The organism is Vibrio floridensis, from assembly GCF_021852965.1.
Lineage (GTDB): Bacteria > Pseudomonadota > Gammaproteobacteria > Enterobacterales > Vibrionaceae > Vibrio > Vibrio floridensis.
Genome location: NZ_JAKGCY010000002.1, coordinates 294,027 through 311,579, shown reverse-complemented (window position 1 = coordinate 311,579; position 17,553 = coordinate 294,027). Strand labels below are relative to the sequence as shown.

The window sequence follows — 17,553 nt, the reverse complement described above, 5'->3', positions numbered from 1 at the left end:
TCTCACTAATTGATTAAGGTTCGATAGAGATCCAGCAAGCTTTGTTGATGACGTGATAACGAATATTTGCTTTCTAAACGTTTTCTCGCGTTAGTGCCTAGTTGGACCGCCTTCTCTGGTTGTTGGGCAAAAGCATCCATAGCCTCAGCCAAAGAAGTAGAGTTCCCTGCAACAAATAGGTGCCCTTCCGTTCCCTCTCTTACCTGTTCTGGAATCCCACCAATGTTGGCTCCAATCACAGGTTTTCCATATGCCATCGCTTCAAGTACTGACATTGAGCAGTTTTCATAGCACTCCGATGGCACCACAATCGCACTGGCTTTCTTAATCAATCGATGTAATGCCTCGCCTGATTGAAAACCCAAAAATTCAACTGTGTTGTATTGCTGTTTTAGCTCATCGTGAAGCGGACCATCGCCCACGATTTTCAGTGGCAACCGCTGTTGCGACTGCTGATAGGCGGCCGCTAACGTGGCGACCCCTTTTTCCTGACTCAATCTACCTAAGTAGAGAAAATAGCCATCATCACTAACATCACTGCGATCAACATGTTCATCAATACCATTGACGATCACCTCAATGCGGTTGTTAGGTAACTTGCGACGAAGAATGTTCGCAAGAAACTCGCTTGGCGAAACAATCACATCTAGTGACTGATAGTTACCCGCGAGCGATTGATAACTCGCTTCCAGTGACAAAAGCGCACTTTTAAACCAAGAGCCTTGCTGACAGCGATTTCTAAATGCATTCCAAACACTGCCATCCAAACACGCTTCGCAAGTTTGACCATTGCGATACATGGTGTAACTCGGACAGGCAATTTTCGTATCATGTGCTGTAAGCACTGTTTTGCAACCATGATATTTTGCCACTTTGATCACAGATGGTGTCAGCTGATGGTAAATATTGTGAAAATGTACGATGTCGGGTTTTTCTTGCTCAAGCAGCGCATCAAGTTTGGCGCAGGCTTCACGATTGTGGATAAAACGCCAAGCGGTTTGAATACTGCTTAGGATCCCATGCCCTTGGTGGTAATCCACGTTTTCAACAAAGAACTCGCTGTATTGCGAAGACCAATTTTTTTCGTGTTGCATTGAAAAATCGACGATTTCAACTCCCGCGTTTTCAAGCATTTGCCTCTCTTGGAAAAACACCGTTTCCGCTCCACCTTTCATAAAGAAGAACTTATTCACTAATACTATTTTCATTTGTCGTTCGCCTTAAGAATGGTGTTTTGAGGAGCGATATACGGATCTTTTTGTGCGCAGAAAAGACCTCTAACTAAGCCAGCAGAGAAGACACTGAGATTAATCACGCTCTGAAGTGCGTCGCGCAGCGAGCGATTCTTCACCGCTTTCAAGAGGAAAAAGGCGATTAACGGCAATAGCGCGAGCAAGATCAGCGGCAGCGCCATGCTTAGCGTGGCCAAGAGTAAAAAAGATAGGTAGAGCGTAAATATCGCTTCATTTTTTACTGTGTGTAATGCATCTAGAAAATGCGCTTTGCCCCATGCACTGCGTAGTAACTCTCCGGGAGCAAACAGATATTGGCTGCGCCAGCGGTATTTCAGTAGTTGCCAAGTCGACATTTCATAGGAAGTATGGTGAAAGTACGGCACTTCGAGACGATGGAGTTTATAGCCCGCTCGATTGAGCCTCATGCCGAGTTCCGCTTCTTCATAGGCGTGAAGATTACGGTTAGTGAGGTAACCAATCTCGTCAATGGCGCTTTTACGATATAGGCCACCGCCCCCAAGATGACTACAATCTCCAAGCGGATAAATTTTGTTTAGCCGTTGCTTGCGAGACTTAAATTCATAGCTGACCGCATCATCCATTTCAACCATGCCTGCAACACCTGCATAGTGAGGATGAGATTGTAAAAAGCTCAGCGCAACATCGATAAAGCCGGAGGCCAGTTGCATGTCACCATCCATGAGCAGCAAAAACTGCCCTTTAGCGTGCAGATAACCGAGCTGATGACCGACGCCACAGCAGCGCTCCTCGCCATTGACTAAGCTCACCACCGTTGCGCCTTCCGCCAGAGCAATGGCTTGGGTTTCATCACTCGACAGACTGTCGGCCACCAAAATTTCATAGGAGCAGTGAGCCAAATCACGACGAATACTGGCGATGGTTTTCGCTATTCCCAATGCTTCGTTGTAAGTTTTAATGATGACACTGATCAACGGCTGTTCATTCATTATTCTGTTCTCTTTGTGGATGGTGTGACGTAACTATGCTGTGGTTATTCAAGGCGTAATATTCCAAAACGGATTTACGATTGACCAACAGTGCTCCAAGCGAAAAATAAAATAGGAACTGAAGCATGGGCACTAACATTAAAATTTGACTGTAAGGGATGCTCATCAACCCCGCCAAAACGAAGGCAATAAACGCCGGTTGAGAGGCAACCATGCGGCGATCTTCGATCTCTAGCTGCGCTTGTTCTAACGACGCTTTCGGTAACGCAATCCACAATATGGTGCCAACCGGAAGCATAAACAGCAGCACACCGACAATGCCAAATTCCCACAACATCATGCTCAGCGACGTGGAATCCAGCAGCACATTGAACACTTGGTTAAGAAAACCAGGAGCAACCGAGCTGCCATGGTTTGTTGCGTTCAATCCATAGCCAAACAACTGGCTAGGCACTCCATAAAGACCGCTGTTTTCTAACCAAAAAAACAGTGTCGTCATTCGGCCAAGCTCACCTGAAGGCAAGATGTAGTGTGGGTCGAACACATAAGAGAGCGAATCTAGGAAAATGGTCAGCGCCCCTTTGCTCGGATCCCCACCAAAAGCAGAAGCGTACGAGGCTGCTAAAATCAAAATGGCCGCCGTAATGAGCACAAGCATGCCGAAGAGAATAATCAGCACCATCTTAAAGCCATATCGGCGCATTCCTTTGACATAGCTAGGCGCGAACCAAACAAAGGCCAGCAGCAGCGGTGAAATCAAAATGACAAACTTGATTTCACCCAAAATACAGAGGGTGAATGCCGCAATAATATGAGCAGCAGTGCTGAGTTTACTGGCCACACCATGTTTGTACTCAGACAGTTTAAGCAACATGATCAACAAGCAAAACAAGCCTAGAGCAGCGGTGTTGCCACCGCCCATTGGGTCACCACCAAACGTACCCACCACTGAATCCCATTTTTCGTATTCACCTAACGACGCCACGCGCTTTGGCAACACGATCATCACTTGATAAAGGATCACCGGAAACTGCAAATAAAAAATCCAATACAGTGATTGTGTAACACGATAGATTTGCGATTCACGACAGAATCCCAGAGCCAAACAGAACGTGACCAATGCCATCGCAAGTTCATTTTTGAACCCGACAATGGTGACTGTTAGGCCATTTTGCAAAAAGGTGGAGAGCAATGAGACGATAAAAAGTGCAAGCAACATCAGCACAATGCACTGTTCTTTCGCATCCAATGCAAAATGGCTGAAACGCGTTTGTAACAGCAACAGTAGCACCATGCAGCAAGCGAACAAGAAAGGCAGCCAAAGAACAGCGCCAACGCCAGTGAAATACTGAATCAAACCACAAGCAACCAAGGTAATCCAAGTGAACGCTTGTAGATATAAGCCATTGTTCACCATCACGCGTCTCTCACTCCCGTGGACGCTAACTCGCCGTCAGCCATCGAATGAGCGCGCGCATTCACCTTGCGGTAAATGAAGGCATAACGCAGCGCAGAAAGCAGTGCAAAGGCGATGATCGAAGCTTCATAGCTTGGGTAAAAATACGGCATCACAACGAAGGCGAACATCACCACCAATAGCTGTTCAAACTGGATTCGAAGGAAATATTTGGGTGAACCAAACACCAGCTCGACCACTGTTAACGGACAGATCGCCAACGCGGTAAACAGATACGGCAACATGTATTGAGACGTCGGTACGGAGTCAAGCCATTCATGGCTTACCCATCCTTGCTCAGTAGCAAAGGCCATCACCAGTGGATAGAGCAAAAACACCCCGGCGGTGGCGAAACACCCCAACAAAAGGAGAAGCTTTCTCACTTTTAGAAACTCCGCAAAGTTAAAGCGGTGCTGCCTAAAATCAACTGACCATTTAGAGAAAATTGAATGACGAACGGCATTGCCTACAATCACCACAGGCGAAAGGCAAAAACGGCTAACTACCGCGAAATAGCCAGCGGTGAGCGAAGAAAACCAAAATGTAATCAACACAGTGGGTAAGTTGCCATTGACCATCGCCAATACTTCAGCACTGCCAATACGGCTAATATGTTGTCGGTTCGCCATAAAAAATTGGACGTTGCCAGAGAGCGAAAAGTGGCACCACTTGAAATGCTTAAATGACAGGGAATAGACCAACCATAACAACAGCAACGCGCTCAAACCGACTACCCAAGCCCAATAGATTTGCTGCGGTTGTGTTGAAAAATAGACACAACTCGCCACCAGCAGTGATATGGTCAAACGCTGCATCGCCAGTTGCGTCATCTTTTGATCACGCATGAGTAGGTTTTCAGATATCAACACCCAAGCGTGCGCCAGCGTCAAGCCGTACACCAACAGAAATGATTGTTCAAATAGCACCACTACCAACGAAGCATAAGGTAACGCGAGCATTGCGGTTTGGATGAAACAGAACACGATATTTTGCGGCAACTGTTCATCACTCTGCTTTGGCAGTAACAGTTGCGTGGCAAAAGTGCACACTTGCGCGCCAATTAACACCACACTGTAAGTCAGCGCATAAACGCCCACTTCGGCCATGCCAAAACGGTATGAAATCAACCAAATCGAAAAGGCGCCAATCACTTGCGACAAGATGGAAGAGCTGGCGACCGTAGTGATGCTTTTTATTAAACTCATGCGCTTAATCTTCCGAGCCTAATGCGGTGACACTCCCTTGTGCGATGTATCGCAATGCCTCTTCACTTTTCAGATTATCTGCTTCAACTAGGTTCAGAACGCCGCCAATTGGGGGCATCTGCACGAGTGCTAACTTCTCCATATCTTGGACAATTGCATTCGCCGCTCTCTGCTGTGCTTTCAACACGACAACGACACCGTCCAACAGTTTTGCCAGCAGCTGGGCATCTTTGTTCTCATTCAAGTTCGGCAAGTTGACCACAATGCGGTCATAACGCATCGTTAACTCTTCGAGCGCTGACGCCAAAGTATCTTGTGCGAACAGCACCAGTGGAGATTGTTCTAAATGGCCTCTTGCCAAGAAATCACCACCTTGCTGCATTGGTTGCGTGTATAACTCAAGCGTATCCTGTTTCGTTAACCATTGGGCAAAACCCACGCGTTCTTCTAACTCTTCCGTCAAAAACTCAGCCTGTTGAGAGAGCGACTGCTGACTGCGGTAATCCAAATCCAGCAACAGCGTGCGTTGATGGCAGGCTAAGCCGTGGGCCATTAGCTGTGCCACTGTACTGGCTCCTTCCTTTGCACAACTCGATGTCACCCCAATAAGGCGTACTTTGGGTGCACTTAGCTTAATTGCGCTGTTAATGCCATGAATCATCTCCATCGCTTCCGCGTTGCCAGCAAGCAATCTGACCAAACCAGCACTATCCAACGTTTGATCAAACACTGGCAGATCACCAAGAGCCGCTATGCCTAACTTCGTCGGTAATTGCTCTAGCGACTCAATTCGCTTGTTCATCGCCGCGCGGATAATCACATACAAGGTTGAAACAAGCAGTGACAACACAAAAACCATGGCAATCAGTAGTTTTTTATTCGGTTTTTGTGGACGTTCTGCTGCAACCGCAGGATCGTAAATTAAGGCGTCAGGCTCGCGATATTGCGCTGAGAGCGTTTGTTCTTTGCTACGTAAGAACAACTGCTTATAGAGATCTTCAGTTTTCTGTAAATCCAGCTTCATGCTGTCGTACTGGTCTCGCTTCGCCACCAAGGTACGGAACTGCTTCTTCTGTTCATTAAGTAGTGCTTTGTAACGCGACTCTTTGCTCAATGCCGCTTGATACTGCTTATACAAACCATCCTTGAGTTCACTCAGTAGATTTTTGGTTTGTGTCTCTATGGCTTGAATCTGTGCTTGCGCTTCCAGCACTTTATTGTGTTTTGGCCCATATTTATTCTGTAAATCGTACAGTTTACGTTTCGCTTGAATCATAGCGATACGCAGATCTTGTAATTGTGGATGGCTGGAGATTTCAGGAATCGCCGCCACGTCCTCCAGAGGCGCATCGAGGTTTTTTAGCACGATCTCATACTGAGCTTGCGCGGCGAGGCGACGCTCTTTCGCATCGGCCAGCTTGTTTGTCGTGATGCCAAGCTCTTCAGTTTCAAACCCATCAATACCACGGAAAGTGAGTAAGCCCTCTTTGTTTAAAAAGCGCTCCATCTCCTTTTTCTTCTCCGTCACTTGCTGACGTAGCTCGTCCATTTGGACTTGGTTCCAATGCTGCGCAGTCTGGGTTTTCGCTACTTTTTGGTTTACTGAGTAATCGATGAACGCTTGTGCAACACCATTGGCAATACGAGCCGCTTCTTGTGCATCCTCTGATTCATAGGAGACATAGACTAACTGAGTTAATCGCACTGCCGTAAAAGTTAGGTGTTTACGCAGTGTTTTGACTGCGTTATCCATACGTTGTTGTGGGGACAATAACCAGGTTACTGATGCATCTTTCGACTTATCATCACCATTGTATTGCGCATTTTCATCCAGCTTAAGTTGACGAATTGCCTGTTCAAGCACAACACGAGATTGCATCAGGTTGAACTGAGTGTCGTAGTAGTAGGCACGGGTCGAATCATACCCATCCACTTGTTCTATTGGCGTCGCATTGTCTGCTTGCGCTTTGAGCAGAACCACAGAGGTCGATACATATTTTGAACTCATCGACATGATGAGGGGCACCGCTGCACCAGTGACGATCATGGTAAAGATCACCACCTTTAACGCGTGCTTTTTCAAACCTTTAACGAGTGGTGAAAAATCGATACTACTCTCGACCTGCTGGCCACGTTTTACCATTCCATTTGCCATATTAGAAAAAACTCTGTTCCACAATTACAGTGTCACCCGGGTTCACTGGGTGGGTAAGTTCAACGTTTTCGATGAGCTCGAGTGTGGCTCCTGAACGAATATTGATATCATCTTTGTCCGCACGATCAGTAAAACCACCAGCCATCGCGATGGCCTGTTCCACCGTTAAACGAGGCTGATATTCATAGCCACTAGGCTGTTCAACTTCTCCTGCGATGTAAAACAGACGGAACGATTCCAGATTAATGGTCACCATTGGGTTTAAGAGATAATCACCACGCAGACGATTTTCTATCTCGGCTTCGATCTCGCCCGGTGTGCGCCCAGTCAACCGCACTTCTCCGATATAGGGGAAGTTCACTACACCCGCTTTACCGACTTTCAATTTCATCGACAAATCGTCTTCACCGTAAACGATGATCTCAATTTTATCGCCAGTACCCAGCTGATAATCCTCGGCCAAGTCTTTGTTTTCTGACTGCACTGATTGCTCGTCCGTCATATTGGCCAATGAGTTCGTCTCTGCGCACCCCTGTCCAAGCCACAACATGGCGAATAACAAAACCAGTATTCTTCGCATTCTCTTTTACCTTTATATCTGCAACTTAAGTTGCAACTCGATGTACGATTGGTCGTAGCCAAGTTGGCGTGTTATCCATTCGCCCGTTTCATTTTGGCCAATGTAAAATCGGTCGGTTGCTTGATTGGAATCCAACTCATTCCACTGATAATTCAGCTCCAAACGAACCGACGGCCTAAAATCATACCCTACCGATACTTTGACCAAATTCGTCTCATCACGTCGATCGGTGTTGGGCATTCGATAATCTTCCGCTTCATAGCCATATTCGACTCGCGATGACAAGCGATCTCGCCACCAATGGTGTTGCCACGCAATCCCATAGTGACTGTTGAGGATGAACCCGCCCTCTTCACTAGGGTCTTTGACTCTTTGCCACGTATACAGCGTTAGCATTGAATGTTTCACGGGGCGCCAATTGGCTTCTAGGTTCCAGTTAACCCCCCGAAACGTTTCCGCATCATTGTTGTTCGGGAAGCTTTTTTGCAATAATGCCGCTTCCGCCTCTACGCTCGTTTTCCCCGTTTTTTCGGTTTTTAAGCCAAACAGTAAGTAGTACTCATTGCTGTTTTTCTGCTCATTCGCTTGGTAACTGCGTTGATTGATGATGACGCTATAACGAAAGCGACTCTCTTTACTCACTTGGTCAAATAAATCGACCACCAAGCTATCTTCTTGCCATTGCTGTTCTTCAACGTAGTGAAAAAAGTGGCTACTTGCGTTTTCAATATCTTCGGTATCTCGGAAGGTCAGCTCTTTTCGTTTCAACATCACTTCAAGCTTTCCTTCACCATCCAATGAGCCATAGCTATAGCGCATACTGGTATCAAACATGCTGTTTCTTAAGCCATGTTGAGAGAATCCGTATTGCTCAAATTGCTGTTGGGTAAACCCTTGTGTCAACTCATCCCCACGTTCTTCTTGACCGTAAGTTTGCGAGATCCCCCATGTTAGCCCATGTTTTTGGCCGAAACGCCATTTGCCTTCAAACTGAAAAAAGTGATTTGTGTAATCATCCGCTGGCGAGTCGTCGTATTGCCGATAATCACCACGGTAAGCCAGCAAATAGCTATCCTCCCCTCTTCTGCCCATGGCTTGAAGATAAGGAGCCAGCGCCGCGTAACTGGATTGCTGAGCTTCACTCTCTACTTTTTGGTAGGAAACGTTATCGTTAACACCATAACTTGCAGCCACTTGAGATTGAAAATCGAGCCCAGTCATGTCGATGTGCGATTTGGGTTCCAACTCCGCCTGTACGGGCAAACAGATGAACAAGCCTAACCAAGCACTAGTAAGCGGTTTCACTCACAAACCCTTTGAAAATCGTCATAAAAATAATTTTTATATCTAGCCACAAGTTCCAATTTTGCATGTATTGGATGTCGTACTGAACTCGCTTTTCCATTTTATCCACCGTTTCGGTTTCACCACGGTATCCATTGATTTGTGCCCAGCCTGTAATACCTGGCTTTATTTTATGTCGAATCATATAGTTATCAACAATCACACGATATTCTTCATTATGTGCCACCGCATGCGGGCGGGGACCGACTATCGACATCGAACCTTGCAACACATTGATAAATTGAGGTAGTTCATCCAACGAAGTGCGACGAATAAATGCGCCGAACTTGGTTACACGTGGATCATTTTTTGTCGCCTGTGTGACCACACTTTCGTTTTCCATCACTTTCATCGAGCGAAATTTCCATACTTTTATCTTCTTACCGCCAAGTCCATAGCGATCTTGTTTAAACAAAATCGGACCGGGTGAACTCAGCTTTACGCCTATCGCGACTGCCGCCAGCACGGGCAAAATTAATAAAGTGATGAGCGAACCAATAACAATGTCTTCAATGCGTTTTACAAATGCACCAACGCCGTCAAAAGGTGAGCTAAAGACACTGAAAGTTTGAACGCCACCGACCGACTTAACCTGAGAAATTGACAAGTTATAGGTGTACAAATCCGGCACAAGGTAGGTGTCAACGGTACTGTCAGAAAGCGCGTCGAGGTAATCACGGATACGATCTTTGGCGATCATCGGTAACGCAATATAAACTTCGTCTAGTTCGCCATTACGTGCTTTCTCAATAGCCAAATCCACTTTGCCACAATATGGCACTTGGCTAAGATAGCCAAAACGTTCTTCGTCACGATCATCATAAAAGGCGACATCCAGCTTCTCTGTCGGCGCATCTACGAAAAGTGATTTTGAGATCGCCAATCCGGCAGGAGTTAAACCAATAATGGCCACTCGTTCGGTCTGATTGGTGTACTTCCTAAATAGGCGAACAGCACCGATGATGGAGATTCGCAATGCCAGCGAAACAAGAAAAATCATCACATACCAAGTATTGAAAAGTGCATTGGTGAGATTACTGACAGTAACCCCTTCCATACCCGCAAAAGCATGACGGATGAGATCCATCAGGATGGCTGACAGCACCATAACCAACAACAATCTCATCGAAGAAAGGCGCATACGTCGAATGGTTTTGTCGCCATAGAGCTTAAAATACTCACCAACCAGCAAGAACAAAATGGACAAAACAAATGAAGCCATAACATCAATGGCCGTTTCTGTTTCGCCCATCCATTCAACTAAGAAAGACAAAGAGAGATTAATTAGAAGGAAATCTGCCACTTTAAGTAAAGTCGCGTAGCCGTCATCGGCAAACTTTAACGCTTTGTTTGGAGTCATCAAAAACCTGTCTACAACTTGGGCGAATAACGCACTAGATAGAACTCGAACCGTTCTATAAAGAAACTCTGAATGAATACGAATAGTTGGGGGCAATGTACAAAATATTGACATTCTCACTGTCAAGAAGTTGTCAAATTAATAACTCAAATAGCCAATATTCATCACTAAAATAGTGTACCCGTGCATTTCATAACACGCGATTATGCGACACTAAGCATCTAATGACATACTAACTCAAATGCCTAATCATGTGTGAGCCGTCTAAGTGTAAACATAAGAATATATTGATTTTTTTGCGCTAGATAACAATAAACGAACATTGACCTTAAGCGTTGGTATGGCGATGACATCGCTCACCGTTCAAACTTTCGTTAACCACACTTAGCATCGCGTTGTCATAATAACTATTTGATTTTGTACGTCATCAGGTGTTAGCTGCCATTCATGATGATCAGGATGGATTCCTTTCTCTGCAAATTTACTTATCAACAAATAAATCACTTAAATTCAAGCAATATCTCAATCGATATCACAGATTGTTTCATTGATCATAAAACCATCAATACGTGTTGCAAATTTGTTAGCGTTCGGAATAATGTACTTGTTACAAAAAAGTAACAACACAACATCACCTATAAACACAAATAATAGAAATGCGCCCACATTCACCCAGAAAATCCTACAGCACGCCTCGACGCGCAAAAGATTTTACACGGGTTGAAGTAGGTAAAATACACACATTCGTAAACAGACAGGATACACAATGGTAAAAAACATTATGCTGGCCATGTTAGGCAGTACTGTTGCTATTAATGCATCAGCAGCCGGCTTGGATGAAAAAATCAATGAAGTCGTGGCACCTATCGTCAACCCCTTTGTTGGAATGATCTTCTCGACCATTCCATTCCCATTTTCAGACGTGCAGGTACCTTGGATTGTTTTATGGTTAGTCGTTGCCGCCACTTTTTTTACCGTTTACCTCGGTTTTATCAACTTTCGCGGCTTCAAACACGCCATTGATCTCGTCGCTGGTAAATACTCCGATCCGAAATCAAAAGACCAAGGTGAGGTTTCACACTTCCAAGCTCTGACAACGGCGCTTTCTGGCACTGTCGGACTTGGCAACATTGCTGGGGTAGCCGTCGCGGTTTCCATTGGTGGTGCTGGTGCCACCTTCTGGATGATCCTGGCGGGCCTATTGGGTATGTCGAGCAAATTTGTTGAGTGTGCGCTCGGCGTGAAGTATCGCAACACCAATCCAGATGGTTCAGTGTCTGGTGGTCCTATGTACTACCTCAGCAAAGGCCTTGCCGATCGAGGCAACGCGGCGTTTGGTCGAACACTTGCGGTACTCTTCTCCGTATTTGCCATCGGTGGTGCTTTGGGTGGCGGCAACATGTTCCAAGCTAACCAAGCATTCAAGCAAGTGGTTGAGGTGACTGGCGGAACCTCGTCGTTTCTTGCTGACAAAGGTTGGTTGTTCGGTTTAATCCTCGCAGTGATCGTTGGTGTGGTGATCATCGGTGGTATTAAATCCATCGCGAAGGTAACGGAAAAAGTCGTCCCCTTTATGGCGGGTATCTACGTTGGTACCGCATTGATCATTATCGCGATGAACTTTGACCGCATTGACGATGCTTTTGCCGCGATTTTCAACGGTGCATTTACCGGCGAAGGGATTACTGGCGGTGTGATTGGTGTATTGATTCAAGGTTTCAAACGAGCAGCGTTTTCGAATGAAGCGGGGGTGGGCTCGGCAGCAATTGCCCACGCAGCGGTGAAAACCAAAGAACCGATGTCAGAAGGTTTCGTTTCGCTCCTTGAACCCTTCATCGATACCGTCGTGATTTGTACTATGACCGCCTTGGTGATCATTATTACTGGTTACTTGGATAACGGCTCTGGTCTCGCGGGTGTTGAATTAACTTCTGCTGCTTTTGGTAGCGCCATCAGTTGGTTCCCTTATGTACTAGCCATTGCAGTAGTATTGTTCGCGTTCTCAACCATGATTTCTTGGTCTTACTATGGTCTAAAAGCGTGGACATATCTGTTCGGCGAAAGCAAAACGGCAGAACTTATCTTTAAAATCAAATTCTGTGCTTTTGTGGTGATTGGCTCTGCAATGAATCTTGGGCCGGTGATTGATTTCTCTGATGCGATGATCTTCGCTATGGCATTGGTGAACATTGTTGGCCTGTACATTCTTGTTCCTGAAGTTAAACGCGACATGAAAGACTACCTTGCGCGCCTAGCCGCAGGCAAAGTCTATAAAGTACAACAAACCTCGATGAACAAACCAACCGAGGCGTGATCCACACGATTACTCGTTAAAAAGTAGCAGCTTCGGCTGCTACTTTGTTTTAACCAGTCGTTATACATTTACGCCTTAAATGATGATAACTCTCTATCATTGTCACAATAACTAGTTAATACGCTCGCCCCACTACTACCAAACCAACATATGCGCTACTTTGTGCCGTTTTTCAAACTGAGCAAAAAATCACCTTGTTTTTCCCTTCTAACATAGAATAATTGAACCTTCCCAATGAGTTTGTCTTCTCGATTTCATTCGACAATAGGGTTAACTGCGTTTCACAACACGTAAGTCTGAGTTCACTGATTGGGCCTTTACTTTTCAACTTGATCCGATGGTTTTCATTTCCATCAGTCAAGTAAATCAACAACTATGCTCAACTTCTCTCTTGTTTCATCAAGCAGCAGCGTTAGGCGACATAACAATAATCACTTTCGTGTCTTTGCCAAACGGTATAACGGCTTTTACTGAGCCTTTGTCACCTCAAAAATTCGGCAAACCAGACACAACACATTATAAAAACAACAGGTGCAGGAGGCTCTAGTGAAAATATTTTGGCAGTTAAGGTGGTTCTTCAGGCTAAGGTGGAAGCATTATCTTGGCTCTATTCTTCTTTTTGCGCTTATTTCCGCAATGCAACTGGTCACACCCAAGGCGGTGGGACACATTGTTGACGGTATTGTAGAGAAAACCATGAGCACTTCGGAAATGCTGCAATGGTTTGCAGGGTTATCTGTCATTATCCTCGCAATCTATGGCTGCCGCGTGCTTTGGCGTATATGGTTGTTTGGTGCGAGTATTGAGCTGGGCAGTATTCTGCGCAATCGCCTTTACCAACATTTATCAACGCAACCTCCTCGCTTTTTTGAACGCTATAAAACCGGCGACCTCATGGCAAGAGGCACTAATGACGTAAAAAATATCGTTGTCACCGCGGGTGAAGGGGTATTGACTGCCGCAGATTCACTGATTACGGGCATTGCAGTGTTGATCATCATGATCACCCAAATCAGTTGGAAACTCACCGTGATGGCACTATTGCCTATGCCTTTTCTGGCCATCACGATTTTCTACATCGTGAGAGTGCTCCATCAACGTTTCAAAGTTGCACAAGAAGCTTTTTCTGAACTGTCGGATCTGACCCAGGAATCACTCAATGGCGTGAGAATGTTGCGCGCCTTTGGCTTGGAAGAGCAAGAGCAAGCACGCTTTGAGAAAATGGTCGATGAAACGGGTGACAAGAACATTGCGGTCGCGCGCGTGGACGCACGATTTGATCCCGCCATACAACTCTCGATCGGGCTCTCTTTCTTCCTCAGTATCAGTGTTGGCGCGTACTTGGTCCACCTTCAAGAAATTACGCTTGGTGATTTGACCGCTTTTACCATGTACCTGGGCTTAATGATTTGGCCAATGCTCGCATTCGCCTTCTTGTTTAATATTTTGGAGCGTGGCGCGGCTGCCTGGAACCGCTTAGATGAGATATTCCAGCTGCAACCGGAAATTCAAAGTGGTTCCGAGAACCTTTCAAGCATTGCGCAAACGCTACACATCGACGTGAATGATTTTCATTGGAACAACGATTTACCCGCTGCACTTTCTCAGTGCCACATCAGCCTAAAACCCGGCGCTATGCTTGGCATTGCAGGCCCGGTCGGCAGTGGCAAATCGACACTGATTGCCTTACTCCTCAGGCAACAAGAGTTACAACATGGTGATATTCGCTATGGTAACACCTCCATCGCTCAAGCGGATCTCGAACAATGGCGCGGCAAATTTGCCGTTGTCAGCCAAACTCCATTTTTGTTCTCTTGCTCTATTTACGAAAACATTGCCCTTGGCCACCCAGATGCAAGTGAAGAAGAGGTGCACCGCGCGGCGAAGTTCGCCTGTATTCACGATGATATTTTGAAGTTTCCTAACGGATACGCCACGGAGGTCGGTGAAAAAGGCATTACGCTTTCTGGTGGACAAAAACAACGTATCGCCATCGCACGAGCGATGCTGCTGAACGCAGAAATTATGATCTTAGACGATGCGCTTTCCGCCGTTGATGGCCGCACCGAGCATGAAATCTTGCGCAACCTCGAGCAGCATTATCGTCACCAGTCTTTGATTGTCATTGCTCATCGTTTAACGGCTCTCGAAAAAGCAGATGAAGTTGTGGTCTTCAACCATGGCCATATAGTGGAAAGAGGCACGCACTTCCAGTTAGTCGCCAATCAGGCTTGGTACGCTGAGATGTATCAATATCAGCAACTCGAACAAGCCATGGAGGAGGCAAAGTAATGAAGAAGTCGACGATAAAAAGATTATTTGCCTACCCATTTGCTCAACCAAAAGCGATGATAACAGGGCTGCTTTTCCTTTTAATTGCTGCCGTCAGCAACGCCGGTGGGCCTTGGCTTATCCAGTATTTTATTGATGAGCACATCACCAAAGATAACTACACGCAACAAAGTTTGTTGTTACTTGGTGGTGGCTACCTTGCCCTGTTGTTGTGCTCATCGCTGTTTCAATACCTTCAAGGTCTTCAGTTTAATATCGTTGCCACAGGTATCATTCGCACCATACGTAAACAAGCGTTTAGCAGTGTCATCAAACAACCACTGTCCGCTTTTGACTACACCCCAACAGGGAAGTTGGTCTCACGTTTAACCAATGATACGGAATCACTTCAACAGTTTTACGAGCTGTTGATCGCCTCCGTGGTAAAGAACCTCGTGATGATCTTAGTCATGCTGGGCGTTATGCTGATCTTGAGCTGGCAGCTGACGTTAGTTGTTTTGGTTTTGCTGCCCGTTGTGGTTGCTTTTATGGTGCTATTTCAAAAGCTCAGCACCCATGCATACCGAGTGATGCGTGACTTGCTCACCGACATCAACGGCAACATGAGTGAATCAATCCAGGGGATGAGTGTCATCCAATTGATGAGACAAGAAAAGCGTTTCAACACTCGCTTCAATCGACTCACTGAGCAGCACTTCAATGCGGGGAGAAAAGTAATTAAGCTCAATGGTGTTCTCCTGCGCCCATTGATGGATCTTCTTGCTGGCATCGCTTTGTTGACTCTCGTCGGGATTTTTGGTTTCAGCGGAACAGAGATGATCGGCGTCGGCGTTCTCTATGCCTTCATCAGCTACTTAGGCCGCATTACCGAACCTCTGATTGAAATGACGCAGCAATTGGCGCTGTTACAGCAAGCTTTAGTGGCCAGTGAACGGATTTTCGAGATGATGGATTCGCCAGAGCAACAGTATGGAGGCGATCGCACTCCACTGAGCACCGGTGCAATAGATATCCGTAGTTTGAACTTTAGCTATGATGGAAAACAAAAGGTTCTAAATGGATTGAATATCGAGATCAAACACCAGAATTTTGTCGCATTGGTAGGCCATACTGGGAGCGGAAAAAGCACATTGGCTTCACTATTAATGGGATTTTACCCCGTTTCTGAGGGTGACCTGTTACTCGATGGCAGACCGATTGCAGCGTTGAGTAAAAGTGTGTTGCGAAAAGATGTCGCCATGGTGCAGCAAGACCCGCATATCCTGCCAACATCCGTGCGAGAGAACATCGCGCTCGGAAGAGAAGTGTCGGATGAAGTACTTTGGCAATCGCTTGAACAGGTGGGCCTTGCTCAACAAGTGAAACAATATCCGCAGCAGTTAGACACACCACTCGGCCAAGGTGAAACCAATCTTTCTGCAGGACAAAAACAGCTACTGGCGATGGCCCGAGTGCTTATCGCAAAACCGAAAATCCTCATTCTTGATGAAGCGACAGCAAACATCGATTCAGGCACAGAAGCCTTGATTCAGAAAAGCTTAAAAGCGCTTCGCCACGATATGACGTTAGTGGTGATTGCGCATCGCTTATCGACCATCATGGATGCAGACAAAATTGTCGTACTCCACCACGGAGATCTTGTCGAAATGGGCAACCATCCACAATTGTTGGCGCTCAACGGGCGCTATGCTCAGATGTATCAGCTCCAACAAGCAGGCCAACATATTCGCGAAATCGAGTTGCAAGAGGAACAAACGCTAGAACCAGCTTGCTAATAAGTAGACCGTGCCAGTGTTCTGGCACGGCTTATCTTTCCGTTAATTCAGCCTATTGATTAACACTTTTACAATTTCCTGTTTTGTTTACAGCGATAAACCACTCGCAATTTATGAGTTACTTATTGTACAATTTTGCCATCTCACAACTTAAACTGCTTGAGTAGCCGTTAAATGCTAACGCTAGGGTGAGATCGTCAGTGTCTTTCATTAAAAATAATTACTCCATCAGAAAGACTGGTTGTTATTCGTCATATCTATCACCTTTAACTACTGTGTAATGTGTCCATGAACGAAGACAAGTTTACGAATATTTATCGCCTACCGGGATCACTGCAGATTCGCATAGCGAAATGGCAACAAACATTTCGCGGCACCTCCGATCTCGTTTTGCATCAAGCACTGACCGTGCGTAACAAGCAATATCACAAGCCAGACTTTTTCCCTAAAGGGTGGTGTATCCCATTAGTGGACGAAAGTGAAAGCTCGATAACACACCATGGTAAATATATTCAAACGGCAATGAGAACCATGGTAGACCGAAAGGTTTCTTACAAGCGTGTGTTTCTCTCTCGCATGCCGTTAGAAGAAGCTGAAAAAGCAATAACTCTATTTAAAAAAGAGTGGATATCGAAACACAACAAGATTGCGCGACAATATAACCAAATAAAAAAGAAAGAGTTTATGAACTATGCATGGGAAGAACTCGAAACACTCTACCCTTCTATTCCGAAAGAAAATTTTGATAAGCAGTTATGGAATCGATTGGTTTTGAAAGAGTTTGGCCCAGAGAAGAAATATAACAACCCATACTTCGTCAAAAAAGCCGATTTTTAGTTTCCTATTGCCTATTTCAACATCATCAAAAA

Annotated in this window: 12 protein-coding genes; 4 read left to right on the top strand and 8 right to left on the bottom strand. The window is 45.7% G+C overall.

Annotated elements, in window-relative coordinates; genetic code table 11:
- Positions 1 to 5 precede the first annotated feature (5 nt).
- From LZU85_RS05700 to LZU85_RS05665, 8 genes are read right to left on the bottom strand one after another with little or no spacing between them, the layout of a single operon-like run.
- Entirely contained in the window at positions 6 to 1,208 is a 1,203-nt protein-coding gene (locus LZU85_RS05700) for a glycosyltransferase family 4 protein (RefSeq protein ID WP_237286629.1), read from the bottom strand.
- The gene (locus tag LZU85_RS05695) at positions 1,205 to 2,203 is read right to left on the bottom strand and encodes a glycosyltransferase family 2 protein (RefSeq protein ID WP_237286628.1); all 999 of its coding nucleotides are present in this window, start codon (positions 2,201 to 2,203) and stop codon (positions 1,205 to 1,207) included. Before LZU85_RS05695 ends, LZU85_RS05700 begins: the two co-directional genes overlap by 4 nt.
- Positions 2,196 to 3,623, bottom strand: coding sequence for a capsular biosynthesis protein (locus LZU85_RS05690; RefSeq protein WP_237286627.1), 1,428 nt, complete (start codon positions 3,621 to 3,623; stop codon positions 2,196 to 2,198). Before LZU85_RS05690 ends, LZU85_RS05695 begins: the two co-directional genes overlap by 8 nt.
- Positions 3,620 to 4,864 carry a lipopolysaccharide biosynthesis protein gene (locus LZU85_RS05685; protein ID WP_176297697.1) on the bottom strand — a complete coding sequence of 415 codons (1,245 nt, stop codon included), beginning with the start codon at positions 4,862 to 4,864 and terminating at the stop codon, positions 3,620 to 3,622. Before LZU85_RS05685 ends, LZU85_RS05690 begins: the two co-directional genes overlap by 4 nt.
- Positions 4,865 to 4,868: 4 nt before the next feature.
- Positions 4,869 to 7,019 carry a GumC family protein gene (locus LZU85_RS05680; protein WP_237286626.1) on the bottom strand — a complete coding sequence of 717 codons (2,151 nt, stop codon included), beginning with the start codon at positions 7,017 to 7,019 and terminating at the stop codon, positions 4,869 to 4,871.
- Between the two features lies 1 nt (position 7,020).
- Positions 7,021 to 7,599 (bottom strand): polysaccharide biosynthesis/export family protein, encoded by a 579-nt coding sequence (locus LZU85_RS05675; RefSeq protein WP_237286625.1) that lies wholly within the window; start codon positions 7,597 to 7,599, stop codon positions 7,021 to 7,023.
- A gap of 12 nt (positions 7,600 to 7,611) precedes the next feature.
- Complete coding sequence (locus LZU85_RS05670; protein ID WP_237286624.1) at positions 7,612 to 8,904, bottom strand: outer membrane beta-barrel protein; 1,293 nt, start codon at positions 8,902 to 8,904, stop codon at positions 7,612 to 7,614.
- The gene (locus LZU85_RS05665; protein WP_237286623.1) at positions 8,888 to 10,303 is read right to left on the bottom strand and encodes an undecaprenyl-phosphate glucose phosphotransferase; all 1,416 of its coding nucleotides are present in this window, start codon (positions 10,301 to 10,303) and stop codon (positions 8,888 to 8,890) included. Before LZU85_RS05665 ends, LZU85_RS05670 begins: the two co-directional genes overlap by 17 nt.
- A 766-nt stretch (positions 10,304 to 11,069) precedes the next feature.
- On the opposite strand from LZU85_RS05665, the gene LZU85_RS05660 reads away from it, so the two are divergent.
- From LZU85_RS05660 to LZU85_RS05645, 4 genes are all read left to right on the top strand, one after another.
- Positions 11,070 to 12,617, top strand: coding sequence for an alanine/glycine:cation symporter family protein (locus tag LZU85_RS05660; RefSeq protein WP_237286622.1), 1,548 nt, complete (start codon positions 11,070 to 11,072; stop codon positions 12,615 to 12,617).
- Positions 12,618 to 13,163: 546 nt separating this feature from the next.
- Positions 13,164 to 14,909 carry an ABC transporter transmembrane domain-containing protein gene (locus tag LZU85_RS05655; RefSeq protein ID WP_237286621.1) on the top strand — a complete coding sequence of 582 codons (1,746 nt, stop codon included), beginning with the start codon at positions 13,164 to 13,166 and terminating at the stop codon, positions 14,907 to 14,909.
- On the top strand, positions 14,909 to 16,684 hold the full coding sequence (locus tag LZU85_RS05650) for an ABC transporter transmembrane domain-containing protein (RefSeq protein WP_237286620.1): 1,776 nt from the start codon (positions 14,909 to 14,911) through the stop codon (positions 16,682 to 16,684). The genes LZU85_RS05655 and LZU85_RS05650 overlap by 1 nt, the downstream gene beginning before the upstream one ends.
- A 288-nt stretch (positions 16,685 to 16,972) precedes the next feature.
- Positions 16,973 to 17,521 carry an MSHA operon transcriptional regulator gene (locus LZU85_RS05645; RefSeq protein ID WP_237286619.1) on the top strand — a complete coding sequence of 183 codons (549 nt, stop codon included), beginning with the start codon at positions 16,973 to 16,975 and terminating at the stop codon, positions 17,519 to 17,521.
- The last annotated feature ends 32 nt before the right edge of the window (positions 17,522 to 17,553 follow it).